Source organism: Thermococcus sp. AM4 (assembly GCF_000151205.2).
Classification (GTDB): Archaea; Methanobacteriota_B; Thermococci; order Thermococcales; family Thermococcaceae; genus Thermococcus.
Genome location: NC_016051.1, coordinates 1,780,499 through 1,798,657 on the forward strand (window position 1 = coordinate 1,780,499; position 18,159 = coordinate 1,798,657).

21 protein-coding genes are annotated in these 18,159 nt (G+C 53.3%); 13 read left to right on the top strand and 8 right to left on the bottom strand.

Annotated features, from left to right (window positions below; translation table 11 throughout):
• Positions 1–27 precede the first annotated feature (27 nt).
• Entirely contained in the window at positions 28–564 is a 537-nt protein-coding gene (locus TAM4_RS09825) for an RNA 2'-phosphotransferase (protein WP_048150633.1), read from the top strand.
• Here TAM4_RS09825 and TAM4_RS09830 read toward each other — a convergent pair.
• Positions 548–1,783, bottom strand: a complete 1,236-nt coding sequence (locus TAM4_RS09830) for an MFS transporter (RefSeq protein WP_014123073.1) — start codon at positions 1,781–1,783, stop codon at positions 548–550. The genes TAM4_RS09825 and TAM4_RS09830 overlap by 17 nt on opposite strands.
• 348 nt (positions 1,784–2,131) lie before the next feature.
• Here TAM4_RS09830 and TAM4_RS09835 point away from each other — a divergent pair, with 348 nt between their 5' ends.
• Both TAM4_RS09835 and TAM4_RS09840 read left to right on the top strand, forming a co-directional pair.
• Positions 2,132–4,135, top strand: coding sequence for a S8 family serine peptidase (locus TAM4_RS09835; protein ID WP_048150637.1), 2,004 nt, complete (start codon positions 2,132–2,134; stop codon positions 4,133–4,135).
• 44 nt (positions 4,136–4,179) lie between these two features.
• Positions 4,180–5,916: a hypothetical protein gene (locus tag TAM4_RS09840; RefSeq protein ID WP_014123075.1), complete on the top strand. Its 1,737-nt coding sequence runs from the start codon at positions 4,180–4,182 to the stop codon at positions 5,914–5,916.
• A 12-nt stretch (positions 5,917–5,928) separates the two neighbouring features.
• Here TAM4_RS09840 and bpsA read toward each other — a convergent pair whose 3' ends face one another.
• The gene (gene bpsA, locus TAM4_RS09845) at positions 5,929–6,984 is read right to left on the bottom strand and encodes a N(4)-bis(aminopropyl)spermidine synthase (RefSeq protein WP_014123076.1); all 1,056 of its coding nucleotides are present in this window, start codon (positions 6,982–6,984) and stop codon (positions 5,929–5,931) included.
• Positions 6,985–7,084: 100 nt separating this feature from the next.
• Here bpsA and TAM4_RS09850 point away from each other — a divergent pair, with 100 nt between their 5' ends.
• From TAM4_RS09850 to TAM4_RS09860, 3 genes are all read left to right on the top strand, one after another.
• A complete protein-coding gene (locus TAM4_RS09850) occupies positions 7,085–7,822 on the top strand; it encodes an N-type ATP pyrophosphatase (RefSeq protein WP_014123077.1) in 738 nt (245 codons plus the stop codon).
• Positions 7,823–7,882: 60 nt separating this feature from the next.
• On the top strand, positions 7,883–8,413 hold the full coding sequence (locus TAM4_RS09855) for a metal-sulfur cluster assembly factor (RefSeq protein WP_014123078.1): 531 nt from the start codon (positions 7,883–7,885) through the stop codon (positions 8,411–8,413).
• 131 nt (positions 8,414–8,544) lie between these two features.
• Positions 8,545–8,736, top strand: coding sequence for a ferredoxin (locus tag TAM4_RS09860; protein ID WP_014123079.1), 192 nt, complete (start codon positions 8,545–8,547; stop codon positions 8,734–8,736).
• Between the two features lie 84 nt (positions 8,737–8,820).
• Here the strand turns inward: TAM4_RS09860 and TAM4_RS09865 are convergent, their stop codons facing one another.
• On the bottom strand, positions 8,821–9,993 hold the full coding sequence (locus tag TAM4_RS09865; RefSeq protein ID WP_014123080.1) for a nicotinate phosphoribosyltransferase: 1,173 nt from the start codon (positions 9,991–9,993) through the stop codon (positions 8,821–8,823).
• Positions 9,994–10,078: 85 nt separating this feature from the next.
• Between TAM4_RS09865 and TAM4_RS11550 the strand changes: the two genes are divergently transcribed.
• Positions 10,079–10,525 carry a flavodoxin domain-containing protein gene (locus TAM4_RS11550; protein ID WP_014123081.1) on the top strand — a complete coding sequence of 149 codons (447 nt, stop codon included), beginning with the start codon at positions 10,079–10,081 and terminating at the stop codon, positions 10,523–10,525.
• On the opposite strand, the gene TAM4_RS09875 is transcribed toward TAM4_RS11550, so the two are convergent.
• The 4 genes from TAM4_RS09875 to TAM4_RS11920 are packed head-to-tail and all read right to left on the bottom strand — an operon-like array spanning position 10,515 to position 13,076.
• Positions 10,515–11,411 (bottom strand): MBL fold metallo-hydrolase, encoded by an 897-nt coding sequence (locus TAM4_RS09875; RefSeq protein WP_014123082.1) that lies wholly within the window; start codon positions 11,409–11,411, stop codon positions 10,515–10,517. The genes TAM4_RS11550 and TAM4_RS09875 overlap by 11 nt on opposite strands.
• A 44-nt stretch (positions 11,412–11,455) precedes the next feature.
• A complete protein-coding gene (locus TAM4_RS09880) occupies positions 11,456–12,310 on the bottom strand; it encodes a nucleotidyl transferase AbiEii/AbiGii toxin family protein (RefSeq protein ID WP_014123083.1) in 855 nt (284 codons plus the stop codon).
• Positions 12,307–12,618 carry a hypothetical protein gene (locus TAM4_RS11915; RefSeq protein WP_237702089.1) on the bottom strand — a complete coding sequence of 104 codons (312 nt, stop codon included), beginning with the start codon at positions 12,616–12,618 and terminating at the stop codon, positions 12,307–12,309. Before TAM4_RS11915 ends, TAM4_RS09880 begins: the two co-directional genes overlap by 4 nt.
• Before the next feature lie 20 nt (positions 12,619–12,638).
• The gene (locus tag TAM4_RS11920; RefSeq protein WP_014123084.1) at positions 12,639–13,076 is read right to left on the bottom strand and encodes a type IV toxin-antitoxin system AbiEi family antitoxin domain-containing protein; all 438 of its coding nucleotides are present in this window, start codon (positions 13,074–13,076) and stop codon (positions 12,639–12,641) included.
• A 30-nt stretch (positions 13,077–13,106) separates the two neighbouring features.
• Here TAM4_RS11920 and TAM4_RS09890 point away from each other — a divergent pair, with 30 nt between their 5' ends.
• The 3 genes from TAM4_RS09890 (at position 13,107) to TAM4_RS09900 (ending at position 15,189) form a co-directional block, all read left to right on the top strand.
• On the top strand, positions 13,107–13,343 hold the full coding sequence (locus tag TAM4_RS09890) for a hypothetical protein (protein ID WP_148258698.1): 237 nt from the start codon (positions 13,107–13,109) through the stop codon (positions 13,341–13,343).
• Positions 13,344–13,532: 189 nt separating this feature from the next.
• A complete protein-coding gene (locus TAM4_RS09895) occupies positions 13,533–14,264 on the top strand; it encodes an ATP-binding cassette domain-containing protein (RefSeq protein ID WP_014123086.1) in 732 nt (243 codons plus the stop codon).
• Positions 14,239–15,189: a SufD family Fe-S cluster assembly protein gene (locus TAM4_RS09900; RefSeq protein WP_014123087.1), complete on the top strand. Its 951-nt coding sequence runs from the start codon at positions 14,239–14,241 to the stop codon at positions 15,187–15,189. The genes TAM4_RS09895 and TAM4_RS09900 overlap by 26 nt, the downstream gene beginning before the upstream one ends.
• A 43-nt stretch (positions 15,190–15,232) precedes the next feature.
• Here the strand turns inward: TAM4_RS09900 and TAM4_RS09905 are convergent, their stop codons facing one another.
• Complete coding sequence (locus tag TAM4_RS09905; RefSeq protein ID WP_014123088.1) at positions 15,233–15,604, bottom strand: NifB/NifX family molybdenum-iron cluster-binding protein; 372 nt, start codon at positions 15,602–15,604, stop codon at positions 15,233–15,235.
• Positions 15,605–15,730: 126 nt separating this feature from the next.
• Here TAM4_RS09905 and TAM4_RS09910 point away from each other — a divergent pair, with 126 nt between their 5' ends.
• The 3 genes from TAM4_RS09910 to TAM4_RS09920 are packed head-to-tail and all read left to right on the top strand — an operon-like array spanning position 15,731 to position 17,993.
• On the top strand, positions 15,731–16,657 hold the full coding sequence (locus tag TAM4_RS09910; protein WP_014123089.1) for a daunorubicin resistance protein DrrA family ABC transporter ATP-binding protein: 927 nt from the start codon (positions 15,731–15,733) through the stop codon (positions 16,655–16,657).
• Positions 16,650–17,390 (top strand): ABC transporter permease, encoded by a 741-nt coding sequence (locus tag TAM4_RS09915; RefSeq protein WP_014123090.1) that lies wholly within the window; start codon positions 16,650–16,652, stop codon positions 17,388–17,390. Before TAM4_RS09910 ends, TAM4_RS09915 begins: the two co-directional genes overlap by 8 nt.
• A 54-nt stretch (positions 17,391–17,444) precedes the next feature.
• The gene (locus tag TAM4_RS09920; protein ID WP_014123091.1) at positions 17,445–17,993 is read left to right on the top strand and encodes a TATA-box-binding protein; all 549 of its coding nucleotides are present in this window, start codon (positions 17,445–17,447) and stop codon (positions 17,991–17,993) included.
• Positions 17,994–18,159: the final 166 nt, after the last annotated feature.

Consider the following 18,159-nt stretch of genomic DNA (forward strand, 5'->3'; position numbering starts at 1 on the left):
TTTCTCTGTTTCCATATTCTCACCGCCATGAGCAGGAGGAGAGTCAGCAGGTTAATGGCATACATTCTTCGCCACTCGCCGGAGGAGTTCGGACTAAAGCCAGATGAGGAGGGCTTCGTCCCGCTGGACGAGCTCGTTAAAGCCCTCCAAACGGTTTATCCCGGCGTTACAGAGGAGTTCGTGAGGGAGATAGTCGCGAGGGACTCCAAGGGGCGCTACGAGATTAGAGACGGCAAAATCCGCGCCCGCTACGGCCACAGCTTCAAGGTTAAGCTCGACCACGAGGAGGACACGGAGTCGAGGTTCCTTTACCACGGCACGCCGAGGAGGAACCTCGGGAGAATTATGCGCGAGGGGCTCAGGCCGATGGGGAGGCAGTTCGTCCACCTCAGCACGAGCAGGGAGGAGGCGATAGAAACGGGCAGAAGGCACGGGAGGAACGTCGTTCTGCTCATCATAGATGCGGAATGCCTGAGGAGAAAAGGCCTGAGGGTTTACAAGGCCGGAAGGAACGTGAGAATCGTCGAGCGCGTTCCGCCCGAGTGCATCACCCTGGCAGTCTGAGAGCCAATAAAAAGGCTAGCCCGAGTGGAATCAGCGTGCTCATGAAGTTCAGCTGGAAGCTTATCCCCGAGAGGTAGCCCCCAATCAAAGGCCCGACGACCCAGCCAAGGCTCATCATGGCGTTGAGCAGGCCCATTCCCTGAGCCCTCTCGCTCACCCTGACGTTCTGCGCCACGTAGGCGGAGGTCGAGTTTATTGTCAGAACCCACTTGACGCCCGAGAGGAAGGCTATTCCAAAGACGAGCCAGACGTTTCTAACGACGGCGTAGAGCAGGAAAGCCAAACCGTAACCCGCTATCGCTATCAGGTAAAACCTCTTCGCGCCGTGCCTGTCTATCAGCTTCCCGAGGAAGTAGCCGGTTAACGCCGCGGCGAGGCTCTCGATGCCGAAGATAACTCCAACGCTCCACTCGCCGAAGGTCTCCTTGAAGTAAACGGAGGAAACGCTGTAGAACTGCCCGCTGGCGACCATGACGAGGAAGACCGTGACGTAGAAGAGCCCGAGGTACCCGCGCATGAGCTTTCTGAAGGCCGAGCCCTTAACCGTTGCCCGCCAGCTTTCTCTACCCTCCTGCACGAGAATCATGCCTAGGATAGAACGTCGTCCGCTGGAGCGTTCGCGGATCAGGAGGACTATTCCAGCCGAGGCGAAGAGGAGAAGGCCCGAGATCAGGAAAAGTCTCCTCACGCCAAAAGATTTGACTATCGCGGAGCCGAGGAAGTTGCCGACCATGAAGCCGGCGTTCTCAATGGAGTTGAAGAGGCCGAATATCGAGCCGGCCCTCGTCGAGAGCTCTGAAATTAGTGCGGAGTGAGCTGGCATCATGGCTGAGCCAAAAATTCCCTGGAGAGTTCTGAGGATTAAAACGCCTGTTGCAGAGCCCACGAATGCCATCATCGCGTAGAAAAGCCCAAACGAGACTAAGCCGAAGGATATGAAGCCCTTCCTGTTGCCCGTTGAATCGGAGAGCCAGCCAAATGGGTACTGAAAGACCGTCGAGGTCAGGTTGAAGGCGACGCTTAGCAGTCCAACCATGAACATGCTCGCGCCGAGGAGGCGCATGTAGACGCCGAGGTAAGGAAAGGCCATTCCAAAGGCAACGTTGGCAAGGAACATGGAGACGGCTAGTATAGCGATGTTTCTGCGTTTGGTCTTTGTTACCGTGATCTTGGCCCTCTTCTCGCTGAGGCCCTGCGTTATTCTGGTCGTTTTCCTCATGGCACAGTGGTCTCAACGTTTAGATTTAAATCTTTTTAGTCGATTTAGTTTGATTATCGAACTTACTACTGGTATTTGTGGCTAAAAACCAAACCTGCCTTTTTGTATTACGTTCTATGCCTGCACACAACTTGGGTGAAAATTTTTCGTTTTCGCGATACTGCAAAACGGCACTTTGTGTTATCTTTTTTGTCTGTATTATCCCCATATTTGGGGGAGGTTATCCTCAATTTTGGGGAGATTCTAATTCAGCACGAAAACATTTATAATGTCTTGAGTGTCCATTGTGGTACTGGAATGACGGGATATGGTCCCGGACCCTTAGGATTAGACAAAGGTGATCGAAAGATGAAGAAGGTTGTTATGTTGTTTGCCCTGGTGCTCGTCGGACTCATGATGGGTACCACAGCAGCGGCGCCCGCCCCGGCAGTCACCACTGGCTATTACGGTGACAAGGACTACGGTCTCCTGACTCCATCGCTCTTCAAGAAGATCCAGCATATGGGAATCAATCAGGAGATAGAGACGATAATAATGTTCGACAGCCAGGCCGACAAGGAGAGGGCGGTTAGGGCCCTGAAGAATCTCGGCGTTGAAATAAAGTACAACTACCACATCATCCCGGCATTGGCCGTTAAGATGAAGACCAAGGATCTTCTCCTCATATCCGGCCTCGCAAGGAGTGGTTTCTTTGGAAGCGTCCACGTTTCGGGAATCCAGTTCATTCAGGATGACTACAAGGTTAAGGTTGCCGTTGAGACCGAGGGCCTCGACGAGTCCGCCGCCCAGGTTATGGCCACCAACATGTGGAACCTCGGCTACGATGGCTCTGGAATAACAATCGCCATTATCGATACCGGTATCGACGCCTCCCACCCGGACCTTCAGGGTAAAGTCATCGGCTGGAAGGACCTCGTGAACGGCAAGACCACCCCCTACGATGACCAGGGTCACGGAACCCACGTCGCTTCGATAGCCGCTGGAACCGGCGCAGCCAGCAACGGCAAGTACAAGGGCATGGCCCCTGGAGCCAAGCTCGTTGGAATCAAGGTCCTCGGCGCTGACGGTTCCGGAAGCATATCTACTATAATTGAGGGTGTTGACTGGGCCGTCCAGAACAAGGACAAGTACGGAATAAGGGTCATCAACCTCTCACTCGGCTCAAGCCAGAGCTCCGACGGTACCGACTCACTCAGCCAGGCCGTTAACAACGCCTGGGACGCCGGAATAGTCGTCTGTGTCGCCGCTGGAAACAGCGGACCGGACAAGTACACGATCGGCTCCCCTGCCGCGGCCAGCAAGGTCATAACCGTCGGTGCCGTTGACAAGTACGACACGATAACTGACTTCTCCAGCAGGGGCCCGACCGCCGACGGCAGGCTCAAGCCAGAGGTCGTCGCTCCGGGTAACTGGATTATAGCTGCACGCGCCAGCGGAACCCAGCTCACCGACGTCACCATAGGCGACTACTACGTTGCCGCCCCGGGAACGAGCATGGCCACCCCGCACGTTGCGGGAATCTCCGCCCTCATCCTCCAGGCCCACCCGAACTGGACACCGGACCAGGTTAAGAAGGCCCTCATCGAGACCGCTGACATAGTCAAGCCCGATGAAATAGCCGACATCGCCTACGGTGCCGGTAGGGTCAACGCCTACAAGGCTGCCCACTACGACAGCTACGCCAAGCTCACCTTCACCGGCTACGTTGCCGACAAGGGAACCGAGACCCACGAGTTCACGATCAGCGGTGCCTCCTTCGTAACCGCGACCCTCTACTGGGACAACGCCAAGAGCGACCTCGACCTCTACCTCTACGACCCGAACGGCAACCAGGTGGACTACTCCTACACCGCCTACTACGGCTTCGAAAAGGTCGGCTACTACAACCCGAGCGCTGGAACCTGGACGGTAAAGGTCGTCAGCTACAGCGGCTCGGCCAACTACCAGGTTGACGTCGTCAGCGACGGCAGCCTTGGCCAGCCGAGCAGCGGTGGCGACAACGGAGGAACCGAGCCGGCTCCGCAGCCAGAGCCGCAGCCCCAGCCGACCGTTGACGAGAAGACCTTCACCGGAAGCGTCAGCTACCACAACTACAACGTCCACCAGATGACCGTCAACAGCGGCGCCACCAAGATAACCGGCGACCTCAGCGGAAGCAGCTACGACGACCTCGACCTCTACCTCTACGACAACAACCAGAACCTCGTGGACCGCTCCGAGAACTACGGCTCGAGCGAGCACGTCGAGTACAGCAACCCCGCCCCGGGAACCTGGTACTTCGTCGTCTACGCCTACGACACCTACTACTGGTCGGCCAGCTACCAGCTCGACGTTAAGGTCTACTACGGCTGACAAACTTTTTATTCCCTTTTCCTCTTCTTCCTGAGGTGATCGTGATGAAATACAAGGTTCTAGCGGTTACTCTGGCACTTCTGTTACTCCTCCCGTTGCCCTTAACTTCCGCATCGACCGTGGAGAAGCCCTACGTCTACGTTCCAACCGTTCCGGAGACCTCGCTGGCGGTCATCGCGCTGTACCATGCCGGCGATTACGCTCCTGTACTTGAAGGCTGCGAGTGGTTGATGGCGATAAAAACGCCCTTCGATTCGTGGGGCAGGGTTTACGGGGCGGAGCACGAGGCAAAGTTCACGGGTCTGGCTTTAATGGCCCTTATAAGAGGTGAAAGCATCGCCCGGGGGAGGTACACCGAGACGATAAACGGCGCGGCGTACTGGCTCATATTCAAACAGAAGCCCGACGGTTCGTGGGAGGACTACCTCGGCACTGCCATAGCGGTTGCAGCCCTTGAGGAGTTCATCAACAGTAAGTACGTCGATCCCAACATGCCCAGGCTGAGGGATCAGGCCAAAAAGGCCGTCGAGAGGGGAAGGGCCTGGCTGTCCCTTCACAGGCCGAAAACCGATGCAGAATTCGCCTTCGGTGCGATTGCACTCAGGAATCGCGATCTGGCCGAGGAGATGAACGAGACCGCCTTCAAGTACTTTGCACTCTCCTACCTTGGATCCCACCCGGAGGTGCCCTCCAACTATTCACCGAAGGGCCCCCTTGAAACCGCGCTGTTACTCTACGCAACGGGAGATGAAAAGTACCTGAAAGAACTCCTGAGTATGGAGCACTTCGGTTTCTGGGGAACGCTCCGCTACAATCCGGTTGAGCTCCTTGAGGCCTCTTACGTCAGCGGATTTGGAAATCTGAAGGAGATAGCCTGCCCGTATCTGGAGCAGATTCAGCCCCAGCTGCGGTTTGACTGGGAGAGGGTCGTCTACGCCAAGTACTTCCTCTCCTGCGGCATGGAGGTTGAGCTCCCCAATGAGAGTGCTTACCCCTCACTGAAGGCCTGGCAGATAGCGGAGATAGCGAGGATAAAGGCGATCCTGGGGAGGCCTTATACCCGGGAAGTGAACTACCTGCTGAACCACAGAAACGGCACTGGATGGGGTGACTTCTACAACACCGAGTACGTGGTTTGGGTGCTCCACAGCCTCAACGTTACCCTGAACTACTCACCAATACTGGATTCCCTGGAGAAAGGGCTGACGAACACCTCCCCCACATACTACTACGCATACGCCCTCATCGTCTTCAAGGAGTTCGGACGGGAGAATGCCCTCAACAGAACCCTTGAGATCCTCAGGGAACGCGAGAGCCCTGAGGGCGGCTGGGGATACTCCCCTGGAGCCCCGGCGGGAATAAAGTCCACCTCGACCGTTCTGTGGGGGCTTGAGAGTGCCGGTCTCTTCAATACGGATCTCTACAGAAAGGGGTGGCACTTCCTCAAGAGGGTTCTCTACGCTAAGATCCCGGTGCCCGAGAAGAGCGACGGTATTCTAAGGGTCGAGAACGCGACCCTGCTCAGGATCAGGAACGGCGAATACGTTGGAAACGCGAGTTCAACCGTGGAGACGGACTCGCTCGATGGCGTTGTGTACATATACACGCCGAAGAACCCCCTCATTGTGAGGGCCGTTCCGCTGGCAGGTTTCAGGGCCGAGAACCCATGGCGGAGCGAAAAAAGACAGTATATAGCCCTGATCAGCATCGTCCTGATCTTGGGTTTGGCTTTTTACGGCATCGTGCTCTTCGAAAACAGGAGGAGAAGGGGGAAGAGGTGACCCCTTTATTTTTCATGTTGTGGAAGCTTCCTCGTCGTTGTAAAGCTCGTCGCCAACTGTTATTTCGTCCTCAAAGCCCCTCGAGCCATCAAGCGTCTGGATCCTGAACATGTAGCTCTTGTACCAGTTGTAAGAGGGCTTGACCTTGACCGGGAGAAGCCTCCAAGCCCTGGTTTCTTCCACGTAGCCCCAGTTGACGTACTCGTTGAAGTTCCTGATGATGTCGGTTATGACGACGTTGAACTCGTTGAGGAGCAAGCGCTGAATCTCGCGCCACTTGTCGAGCGAGCTTTCCCTTCTCGTTATGCCGAAGTAGCCGGCGCAGCCTGGTCCCTTGAGGGTCGCGATTCCCCTGCCGACGAAGGCCCTTATGGCCTCGACCGTCTCGGGTGGGTCGGTGATGAATGTGTCGAACTTGTGGAGCGCGTAGTCAGGCAGGGGCTTCCTGAGGTCGAAGGTGAATATCTCGATGTTCTCGTAGCCGATTTCATCCGCGACCTTCTCGATGAACTTTATCAGCCTCTCGTCGATGTCGAGAACGGCTATCCTCTTGGGTAGACCGCTGAGCATGAGTGCCACGCTGGTTAGATCGTCGTCGCCCAGAACGAAGACCTCCTTGTTCTCCAGGTCGCCCCTCGTGTGCATCAGGGCTATCCTTGCCACGGTTGTCTCGGGGGTAACGTAGGCCTGATCGAACTGGTGAACCGGTTCGGGCCTGTCCCTGACCATCTCCTTGAACTCCGCGAGGAGGTCACCGAATGCGTCAAGCTCAACCGTCCTGCCGGCGCAGTGCGAGCAGGTGTAATCGGCCCTCGCCCCGATCCCGTACTTCTCCACCAGTTGCTTCCCGCTCTCCGTGAGGATAACCTCACCGTCCTTGAAGGTCACGTAGCCGAGCTCGTGAAGGGCTGTAACGACTGCAATGACAAGCGGAAGCGGTTCTTCGCTGAGATCAACAACCCTCCAGACGTCCCCACTCGCCTGAATGGCAGACAGAACGTTCTCTATGGTTCTCTCGTAGACGGGGATGCTCGTCTTGGCCTTAACCCTCTCAATTATCTCCTTCATCTTGAACCCCTCCAGAAGGATTTTTGTTCGTGAACGAGTCTATCGGGCCTCTTTTAAGGTTTTCCCGAGAACTTTTAAACTCCCCTTCCTGAGCGTTATTATGCTCGCCCCGATCGAAGACGAGGTAAAGCGCTACCGTCTCCGCTACAACCTTGAGGCCCTCGAGCGCGTGAGGGGAGCGATAGGCGAGAGCGCGTATTCACGCTTGAAGGAGCTAATCCTCTTTCGCCTCGAAGGAAGGGAGTTTGAACGAAGACCAACGGGCGTTAAAGTGGCGGTGGCCTTTTCAGCAGGCTCCGACAGCACCGCAACGCTGAAAATCCTGCGCTGGGCGGGCTTTGACGTCGTCCCAATAACCGCAAAACTGCCTCAGATGGGCGAAAAAACCCTCCAGAAGGTTCGCTCAGAGAAGGCTTTACTCGTCGATGTGCCGGGATACGAGGAGACAATGAGGGAACTCATCGAAAAGGGCGCGCCGATATGCGGCCGCTGTCACTCAATGGTCATGGAAGCCGTTGAGAGAAAGGCGAGGGGACTCGGTATTGGGATCCTCTCAACCGGCGATATGCTCAGCTCGGGCCTGATTTCGATTTACGAGAAGGACGGCATCGTTATCCTCAACTTTCCCGCCTTTCTCGCCCTTGACAAGGGAGAGATCATCGAGATAATCGGCGGAGAATACAGGTTAAGCTTCGGCTGTCCCCTCCTGTGGGAGCTCTTCAGGCGAGCCCCTTCAACGAAGCGTTTGGCCCTTCAGAGAGTTCTCAGGGAGACGCGCGCGAGGGCGTTGAGTCCGGAAATGGCCGTCGAGCTGATGGGGGACGTTCTCCTCCGTTAGTTCCCAACTTTGACCCAAAAGGTTTAAATGTGTAGTTCTTAAGTTGGAGCGGTGGTGAGCATGGTTACGAAGGAAGAGGTTGAAAAGGTCGTAAAATCCGTCGTTGATGAGAAGTTCATTCGCTCAATCGAGGTTGACGAAAAGGGGAACGTAACAGTTACACTTGCCAAAGACACGCCCGATATAGACAACGTCCTCATAAAGCTCCACTCAGAGCTCGGAAAGCTCGACGGGGTCGGCCTTATAACCATCAACCGCGAGAGGGAAGTTAAGGAGGCTGGAGACGTCAAGATAACCGAGGAGATGATACTCGAGAAGCTCAAGGAGGTCATAGACCCCGAGATTGGCATCGACGTCGTCAACCTCGGCCTCATCTACGATCTGAAGGTCAACCCCGACAACACTGTTTACGTCAAGATGACGATGACAACACCGGGCTGTCCTCTCACCATGTGGATTCTCAGGGCCGTTGAGGACAAAATCCTCGAGATTCCGGGCGTTAAGGACGCGGAAATCGAACTAACCTTTGACCCGCCGTGGACGCCGGACAGAATCAGCCCCGAGTACAAAAAGAGGCTTGGTCTTTACTGACCAATCACCACCTCACATGTTCATTGAGGTGCTTTGTTCATCCCTTTTCTACGTATCTTTGCCCCCCTCTGCCCGTTTCCCCGACGAAAACTTTATATTGGCCGGAGTTCACTTAAATGCGGTGATGTCCCATGGCGTGGAAGGTTACCGTCGATGTCGACACCTGCATTGGTGATGCCATCTGTGCTAGCCTCTGCCCGGACGTCTTCGAGATGGGAGACGACGGAAAGGCTCACCCGATCGTTGATGTTACCGACCTCGAGTGCGCCCAGGAGGCCGCTGAGGCCTGCCCTGTTGGTGCCATCATCCTCGAGGAGGCCTGAAGGCCTCTCTTTCCTATTCCCTGTTGGGCTTTTCTGCGGGATTGTTGGACAATAAGAAGTTAAAGAAAAGTTCAAAAGAAAAGTTCATTCAAGGCTCAGCTTGAACCTCTCGGCCTGCTCAAGGACATACTCCCTTATCTCCCTTGCCTTCGGGAGCTCGGCCACGATCTCGCCGTTCTCGATGAGGGGCTGTAGGAGCGGCTCTACTTTAGCTCCGCAGACTGGACAGCGTTCGAGCTTTTTCTCTGCCGGAACTCGGTGGTAGTGGCCGTTCTCACAGCGGTATATCTGCTTCCTTCCGCTCAGCTTCCCGCGCTTCGTTATCGGCTTCCCCTCAACCTCAACGATGTCGAGGGAAAAGTCTACCGGCTTTGCGCTCGCTATCGCAGAACCGACGCCGAAGGCGTCTGCAACGTCAACGATTTCCCTTATGCTCTCCTCGTCTAGCCCACCGCTCACGAAAATCTTCACCCAGTCGTAGCCCCTTAAGTTAAGCTCCCAGCGGACCTCCTCGATTATCTTCCTGAAGTTGCCCCTCCTCGAGCCCGGTGTGTCGAGCCTTACCGCTGTCAGCCTCTCACCCAGAGCCTCGGCCGCCATCAGCGCCTCGAACTTCTCGTCGCAGAGCGTATCAACGAGAGCCGTCCTCGGGACTTCGGGCTCGACGACCTCGTCAAAGTACTTCCAGGCCTTCACCTGGTCACCGACTGTGAGTATTAACGCGTGGGGCATGGTTCCAACGGGCTTCTCCCCGATCATCTCAGCCCCAAGAACACCGCTCACACCGTCGCAACCACCTATGAAGGCCGCTCTGTCAATCATTGGCGCTATGGCCGGGTGCATGTGCCTTATTCCAAATGAGTAGACCGGCTTGAAGTTCGCGGCAATCTTTATCCTCAAGGCGGCCGTCGCTATCCCGCTTGCCTGGCTGAGCATTCCGAGTAGAGCTGTTTCATAGACTCCGAACTCCTCGTAGTAGCCTTCAATCTGGAGAACCGGCTCATAGGGGTGGAATATCGTTCCTTCTCTCATCGCGTAGACGTTCACCGGTAAACCTTCGAGGAGCTTTGCTACCTCTTCGATTCCCGCGAGAACGCCCCACTTCCATCCCCTTGGAAGGGAAGTCGTCGTGACGTCGGCGAAAACCTTCCTGTGGATTCCCTTCTCGGTCAGTATCTTCTTCGTTCGAATGAAGTAGACGTCCGTCGTCTTTCCAGCCTTTATATCCTCTTCGTGAGCGATGTAAAAGCTCCTCATCGGTCTCACCTGCTTAAAACTTCCCGTGTGTTGATTTAAGGATTTCCTCGGAACCCCTATATATCCCGGCTTCCAAGTGATTGAGATGAGGGCCTGCATCGTCTACGGAACAAAACGCGGGGCAACGGCAAAGGTTGCAAAGCTCATAGGGGAAACGCTTCGAGGTCTCGGGGCCGAGGTTATTGTAAAGCCCGTTCAAGAGTTTTCCATCGAGGACTGCGACCTTGTGGTAGTCGGCACGCCGATTTACTACGAGCGTCCCCTGCCAGAGGTCATGCGATTCCTTGATGAAAACGAAGGTCTGGAAGGTAAAAAGGTTGCAGTGTTTATCCTGTGCATCGTCAGCAGGTTCGGAAAATTGGGAAGGGCTTACACCGAGAGGCAGTACGTGAGGAAGGTCCTCGAGCACTTACGCACGGAGCCAGTATCGGTGAAAGTCTTTGAGGGCTGGATTCTGTCGGAGAGGGAGGTTACACTGAGGAAGGCCCGGCTATGGGCTAAAGAGCTCTGGTCGCTGATGTCTAAACGCTAAAGGGCACCTCGGCTTTCTCGCCCCTCTCGATTTTGTGGAGTTCCCTCCTGTAGGCTTCCAGCGGCCTGTCCTCGACCTTCAGGAAGCCGGCGAAGGTCTTCGGTCTCTTCTCAAGCTCGTCGAAGAAGCGCGGGTAGTTTTTATCCCTGACGATGTGGTGGTCGAGGATTATTTGGGCGTTCGTTTCGCGGATTATCTCGTTGAGGTTCTTAATCCCCGTTTCCCAGCTCCCCTCGGCGCGCTTTCCGAGGTAAGTCGGCGGTCCGCCCGTTATGAGGACGTCGGGGTTCTTCTCGATTATCCACTCGACGGCCTTCCTGTTGAGGAGCTGTATGTCGCTGGCGTGGATTAGCCTGGTTCCGTCGTCGATGAGAACCATGACCACGAAGCCAAGCCTTGAGCCCTCGCTGCCGTGCGGAACCGCCGGCGAGAACTCCAGCGTAACGCCGCCGAGGTCGAAGCTCCTTCCGTCGGCGAACTCAACTCTCTTCGCCATCGGCTCCGCCTTCTTGAGAAAGGCCCAGGCGCGCTTCCTCTGGCTGAAATTGATGTTTTCAGTGGGGTGTTTTATGAAAAGTTGCTTCCCCTCGTAGATTTCCCTCGCAAAGGCTTCGCTGGAGCTCTCGTAGAGGCCCTCAAAGAAAGGGGTATGGTGGTCGTAGTGGTAGTGGGAAATCGTCACGATATCGGCCTTCCTCGCGTAGCCCTGTATCTTCCGCCTCATTTTTTGAAGGGTCTCAAGCTCGATTTTCGCTGGCGGAAGGCCGTAGCGCTTCGGACCGAGGGCGACACCGGGGTCGATGAGAATTCTTACCCCTCCAGCTTCCACGAACGTCGCCAAACTCCTGACACCGAGGCTTTCAGAGGCGAGCGGAATGAGCCGCATGGTTATCACCCAAGCCAATTCCCAAGTCATCTGGGGTGAGCATTTTAATGTTCTTTTCCCTGCACAGCTTTATGGCTTTGCTCGCTTAGAACCTCCTTTACTAATTCTAGAACATCGTTCCATACGGTACTAAATTCTGGAAGTTCCCTCAACTGATGACCCAGACTGCTCTCCCAGGCCCTTTCATAGTAGGGCTTTCTACCTTGAAGGGCATGTATATCAGGTTCAACCCCCTTAGCCTCAAACTTGGGACGGAGTATCTGTGTCACACTTCTCAGGTCAGCAACGCTTTTTAGAAACCATATATCATACAAATCCCTCGGCCTCGTTCTCTGGAACAGAGACCTGATTTTCTCAGCCAGTATTTCCTCCAAGCTATAGGTCCTAACGCTTACCACAGAAAACCTTGGGCTGTCTGAATACCCATGCAGAATCGGCCTTTCTTGGAGGGGTAGCAATATCTTCTCGTACTTTTCGAGGGTTATGTCCATCTTAATCTTCGGAGGATTTCCGGTTCTGCTGAGCAGTCTAAACGGAATCCGAACTTCAAACCCAAGAAGCTCTCCCGGAAAAAGCTTCACTCCGTATCTTGGCCTCAGTTCAAAATCAAGGAACTGAACGAGCCCCTCATTGGCCGCTTCAACGGCTTCGGCTATTTTAGCTTGGACATCCCCTATATCCGGCTCCTCTAAAAGCAGGGTGTAGTCAAGGTCCTCGGAAAACCGGTAGTCTGAAAAATAAGCTTTTTTCAGGCAGGTACCTCCCTTGAAGGCCAATATCCTCCAAAACTTTGATTTCCAGAGTCCGTAGAGCATCCAGCTTATAGCATAGTCTTTTTCAACAGTGGAACCCGGAACCCCAAGCTCAGAACTTAGGGCCTTTATCTCCTCCTCAATCATTCTACCTCCTCCCAATAATCCTCCGGAACATTAATCCTCAGGCCCCACCGATAGCTGAAGCGGCCTCCAGAGGGCATTGAGGGGTCGAGGAATGCGAAGCTCTTCTTGTCATTTTCAGAAAGCTGGATTTCATTCTCAATCCCGAGCCCCAGCTTCTCACTTAAAAATCCCAAACGCTTCAGAATGGCCTTGCTCTTCATCCGTTCAGCATATTCCAGCAACTTTTCATAATCCAGCCTCGCGTTCTTGAGGGCCTTAACGACCTCGATTACTCCCCCGCAGTACTTAGGCTTGTCTAGACAGTCCACTATCGTCTTTTCTGGATCTGTTATCCGAACCTCCCTGCGTCCAAGCGTATGGTTCTAATTCCAAAAAACTTCTCAGGTCGGACTACAACTACCCTGAACCTCTTGCCATCAAGTATCAAGAGCTCCTTGTAACCCCTCTTTACTGGAGTTTGGATGAAAACCGTTCTTGGAATCTGCTCTGTTAACCCGTAGTAGTTGAGGGCGGACCAGTACGCAACTGCCCCGTTAGGCACCAACAACTGGCCTAAAAGGAACTCGTGAGGCGAAGAGGCCCTTCCAGGTTCTAAGGAGAGGGTGTAGATGCCCTTGGCGATTCTCCGAAGAAATCCCTCTCTGAGGAGAATGTTAAGGTAGTAGTTTAGCTGTCTTGTAGTTATGCCAAGCTTCTCTTGGGCCTCCTTCTTGGTGAAGACATCCCCCAGTTCAGAGAGCCTTCTTAGGACCTCTGTGGTATTCATATTTTCTCACCATAATCACAATATAACTGGATGAAAATGAGAATTTTTGAATATAAAGGTTTTGGAGATATCTTTATGGAGAAGGCAAGGTTCATAGCGGGCAAGCCGGGCATTGTTGAGTTTGCCCCAATGCCCCTTATCATCTACTACTTAACCGCTCTCCTCGCGATGACTTTCCTCTACAGAGCTTTTGAAATTCCCTACAGGAACCACATGGCCACAGCCTTAGCAGCAGGAACAGGATTGAGGGCAATTCCACCGCCATAACACCCATAGTCCAGATACCCTTCCTTGTGGGTTACTTTAAGTCATGGCAGAGAATAGCAAAACTCTAGAACTGCAAGGTTCTGAGGGAGGAAACAGAGGGGCTACCCGCCGTTTCCCGATATTTTTTTAAGGTGACAGGTTTGCCCCAAAAGATTTAAATTAAATTCATTTGAGAAATTCTTGATAAAAATGCTCTGCCTGAGGAACGTTGAATATGCAAGAGGAGGCAGAAAAATCCTTCGTTCGATAAACATGGCCTTCAGGGAGGGGATCAGTTACTCAATACTCGGCCCGAACGGGGCGGGAAAATCAACGATAGCCCGCATTCTGATGGGAGAGCTTAAACCCACATCGGGAGAAGTTCTCCTTGACAGTAAGGACATTACAGAGCTGGGCGTTACCGAGAGAGCAAAACTAGGGATAAGTATGGCATGGCAGGAGCCCGCCCGCTATGAGGGGATAACCGTGAGGGACTACTTAACACTCGGGGGGAAGCTGAGCGTTGACGAGGACGAGATCAGAGAAGTCCTCGAGTTCGTTGGCCTCCCCTACGAGCTCTACGCCGGCAGGTTAATCGACAAGAACCTGAGCGGCGGAGAGAGAAAGAGGGTTGAGCTCGCCTCACTTCTTCTCCTCAGGCCAAGGTATGCCATACTGGACGAGCCTGATTCCGGCCTCGACATAACGGCGGGTGAGGTGATAGAGGCCCTCCTTAAACGGTTCAGGAAGGTTGGGACAACCGTTATCCTCATAACCCACCACGAGGAGATTGCCGTCAAGACTGATTTTGCCTACTTCATCTGTGCTGGAAGGATTGTCAGGAGGGGCTTCTCACGTGAGGTCGTCGACTACTACCGGAAGACCTGTGGGAGGTGTATCTTCGGGGGGGTTGAGTATGGTAATAAAGATAGACCATGTTAAAGAGTACGAGGCCCTAGTTAAGGTCTATCAGGAAGAGGGCCTTGACATCTCACTCTTTGGAAACAGGATAGCGGCAATAATAATCAGCGGGGACAGAATAATCGGCCTCAACAACGTCCCTGGAGTTGAGATAAGGGGCGAGGAGATTGAGAACGGCGTTAGGGCGGAAGTTATAATCGAGGACAACGTTGAGCTTCCCTTCCCCATCCACCTCTGCACAGGCTACTTGAAACGGGAGGGTTACCAGAGGGTAATCTTTGATATAACCGTCGGCAGGAACTCAAAGGTGAAGTTTACATCCCACTGCATCTTCCCTTACGCTAAAGACTTCAGGCACGATGCTCTAACTAAGATAGAAATAGGGAGGGACTCTACCGTAGTCTATGACGACGAGCACGTACACGGCGAGGGTGTGAGAATGGTGGGCAAGACTGAGGTTGATGTTGGCAAAAACAGCAGGTACACAGGCAGGTTTTCCCTTGTCAAATACCGGGTGGGGGAACTGAAACTCGAGATGAGTGCAAGGCTTGATGATAACGCCGTTGCGGAGCTTATATCAAAGGTGAAGGCGGTAAAAGACGACTTCGTTGAGATGAGGGAGGTAATTTGCCTCGAAGGCGCTCATTCGAGGGGAACCCTGAAGAGTACGGTCATAGCCTTCGATAATTCAAAAGTCAACGTCGTTAACGAGGCTTATGGTCTCGGAGACTACGCGAGGGCTCATGTTGAGTGCCATGAGATCGTTAAGGGAAACGCCGATGTTCAGACTGTTCCTCTGCTGAGAGTACAGAATGACAAGGCAGAACTTACGCACGAGGCTTCGATAGGAAGGATAAACGAGGCCCAGCTTGTCCAGCTCATGGCTAAGGGTTTAACCGAGGAAGAAGCAACGGAGCTGATTATAAAAGGCCTGCTAGGAGAATAATCTTCTTTTGGGAATTGAGGTGCTGTCTCTGATTCTCATCCCGTTACTTGTTTTTCTCACGTTCTATTCTCTCTTTCCAATGGGGGTCAACTTCCAGTGCTTGTTTTATGAAAGCATCAACGACGTCCTTTATCCTCCCATGTGCTCCCGTAACAACGGTTATCCCCAGCTGGTTAAAGAAAGCAATTGCTTTCTGCCCCATTCCGTATGCGAGCACGATTTCTCCTTCATGCTCCTTAATAAATTTCGGCAGATCACCTGGACCGTGCTCCTCGAAGGGAACCTCAACGACCTCAACGCCCCTAATTTCATTCCCCTCCACATCCACGAAGACGAAGTATCTGGCCCTTCCAAAATGCTCGCTAACGAAACTCTCTAAACCTCTATTCTCTTCAGCGGGAATCGCCAGTCTCATTGGACTCACCATACTTATGAAGAAATCTTCACATATAAGTCTTGTGCAGGTATTTTCACAACACACGAAATTGTCTCATGAGGAATCTTTTTAACCATTGAGAATTTTTTCATATGGGTGCGTGGCATGAACGCAATCGAGGCGAAGGGCCTCACCAAGTACTACGGCTCGTTCCTCGCCGTCGATAACGTGAGCTTTAACGTGAAAACCGGCGAGATTTTTGGCTTTCTCGGCCCGAACGGTGCCGGAAAGACGACAACGATAAGAATGCTGACTGGAGTATTAACTCCCAATTCAGGAGAGATATGCGTTCTGGGCTACGATATGCTTGATGAGCGTGAGAGGATAAAAGCGAGGGAGAGAACAGGTATAGTCCCGGAAATGGCGAATCCCTACGTTGACCTAACCGCGATGCAGAACCTCCGCCTGATGGGCGAGCTCTACGGAATGAGAAAGGAAGAGATAGAAAAGCGTTCTATTGAACTCCTCAAGCTCTTCGGCCTCTATGAAAAGAGGAACATAAAAGTTCGGGGCTTCTCAAAGGGCATGAGGCAGAGGTTAATACTGGCCATGGCGATGATAAGCGACCCTGAGCTTTTGATTCTAGACGAGCCGACGAGCGGGCTCGACCCAATAAGCGCGCGAATGATAAAGGAAGTCATCCGCGAGGAAAAGAGAAACGGAAAGACGATATTCCTGACGACCCACAACATGGCCGATGCAAACGAGCTGTGTGAGAGAGTGGGCATAATAAGGAAGGGAAGACTCGTGGCCGTTGACACCCCTGAGAAGCTTAAACAACTGGTGAAGGGCCACGTCTCCGTTGAGGTGAGCTTTGAGCCGATGAACTTCGACCCTTCGGAGATAGCTTCGGCCATCCGAGTTGAAGTGATGGGTGACAAGGCGAGGGTTTTCACCGAAGATCCGGATGCAACGGTTAGGGAACTGGTCCACTACGCCGAGAGGAAGGGACTAAGAATCGTGAGTCTGAGGACGTTGTCTCCCTCACTAGAGGATGTCTTCCTAGCTCTGGTCGGTGGTGAAAATGATTGAGACTCTAAAGCGCTCATTTGCAATAGCCAAAAAGGACATGCTGATATTCTATATCAAGGGACCAGTCGTGATAATGGGCCTGATCTTCCCCTTCTTCCTCTTTTTAGCATTTCTCATTGGCAGAAATCTCTCGGGAGTCCAGCTTTTTGTTGGTTTGACGGCGATGACTGCCTTCTTTACCTCAACGGCAGTTGGTCCCACGATAATTCCCTGGGAGTGCAGGGGAAGGACCTTTGAGAGGCTCATAACTGCTCCGGTCTCCCTAACTACAGTTCTCCTAGGCGACCTCCAGGCTTCCTTCTACTTCGGGCTGGCGATAACCCTCACGATCTCGATTCCCGCTGGTATTTACCTCTCAGTCCACCCCGGCTTCCTCACGTTTTTGGCCGCGACGCTCCTTGCAATTGGCTGTTTCTCGGCGATGACGATTCTGATGTCCTCCTACCCACCCACGGACGTCCCAGCGGACATTATGATGATATCCTCGCTCGTCAAGTTCTCACTGCTCTTCATCAGCGGCATCTTTGTGCCCCTCGAAAAGCTCCCACCCTACGCGCGCTGGGTTTCCTACGCTTCACCGCTCACCTACTACGTTGATGCTCTCAGGCATTCCCTCGGGAAGGGTTACCTTCCGCTTCCGCTGGACTTTGCTATGCTGGCCCTCTTTGGCTTCGCCTTCTTCCTCACGGGGGTGGGGATTCACAAAAGAGTCCTTGAGAGGAGGTTTACGTAAGGGCCTTCCGTTAAAGTTAAGGTTCCCATTGTGAACTTTGATGCGGTGAATGAAATGCCCCTTGAGGTTGAAAACGTGGTCGCTTCCATCGATTTACACGGTAAAATAGACGTCGAGAGGGTGGCAAGTGAATTGGACCCCGTGCACTACGACCCTTCTGTATTCCCAGGGGCCATTTACAAGATGGGATCCTTTGGGGTAACGTTTTTGATATTCTACTCCGGAAAGCTCGTCTGCACGGGGGCAAAGAGCGTTGAAACAATCAAAAGGGCCACTGAGGAGCTCAAACAGACGCTGGAATCCATGGGCATGAAGTTCAGGGGAAAGCCCGAGATACGTGTTCAGAACATCGTGGCTGCCGGCGATGCGGGTTTTAGGACGCTCGACCTTGACACTGTTGCACTAACACTTCCGAACGTTGAATATGAACCTGAAATCTTCCCCGGTGTGGTCTACAGGGTTAAAAACTCTAGGATAACGATTCTCATCTTTAACAGCGGGAAGATAGTCGTATCAGGGGCAAAAACGGAGGAGGACATTCAGAGGGCCGTTAACGAGCTAATCTCGGAATTTAAAAAATATGGTTTGGTAGGTGGGGAATGAGTATCATAATATCCTCTTTTTGTGTTTAAGTTCTCAAAAGTGAAATGAAACGCGATGAAACGCGAAGGGTTAGTGTCTCCTAGACTAACTCCTTAAATTAATTTAAAGTTTGGCCTCGCCTTCTTCCTCGCGGGGGTGGGGATTCACAAAAGAGTCCTTGAGAGGA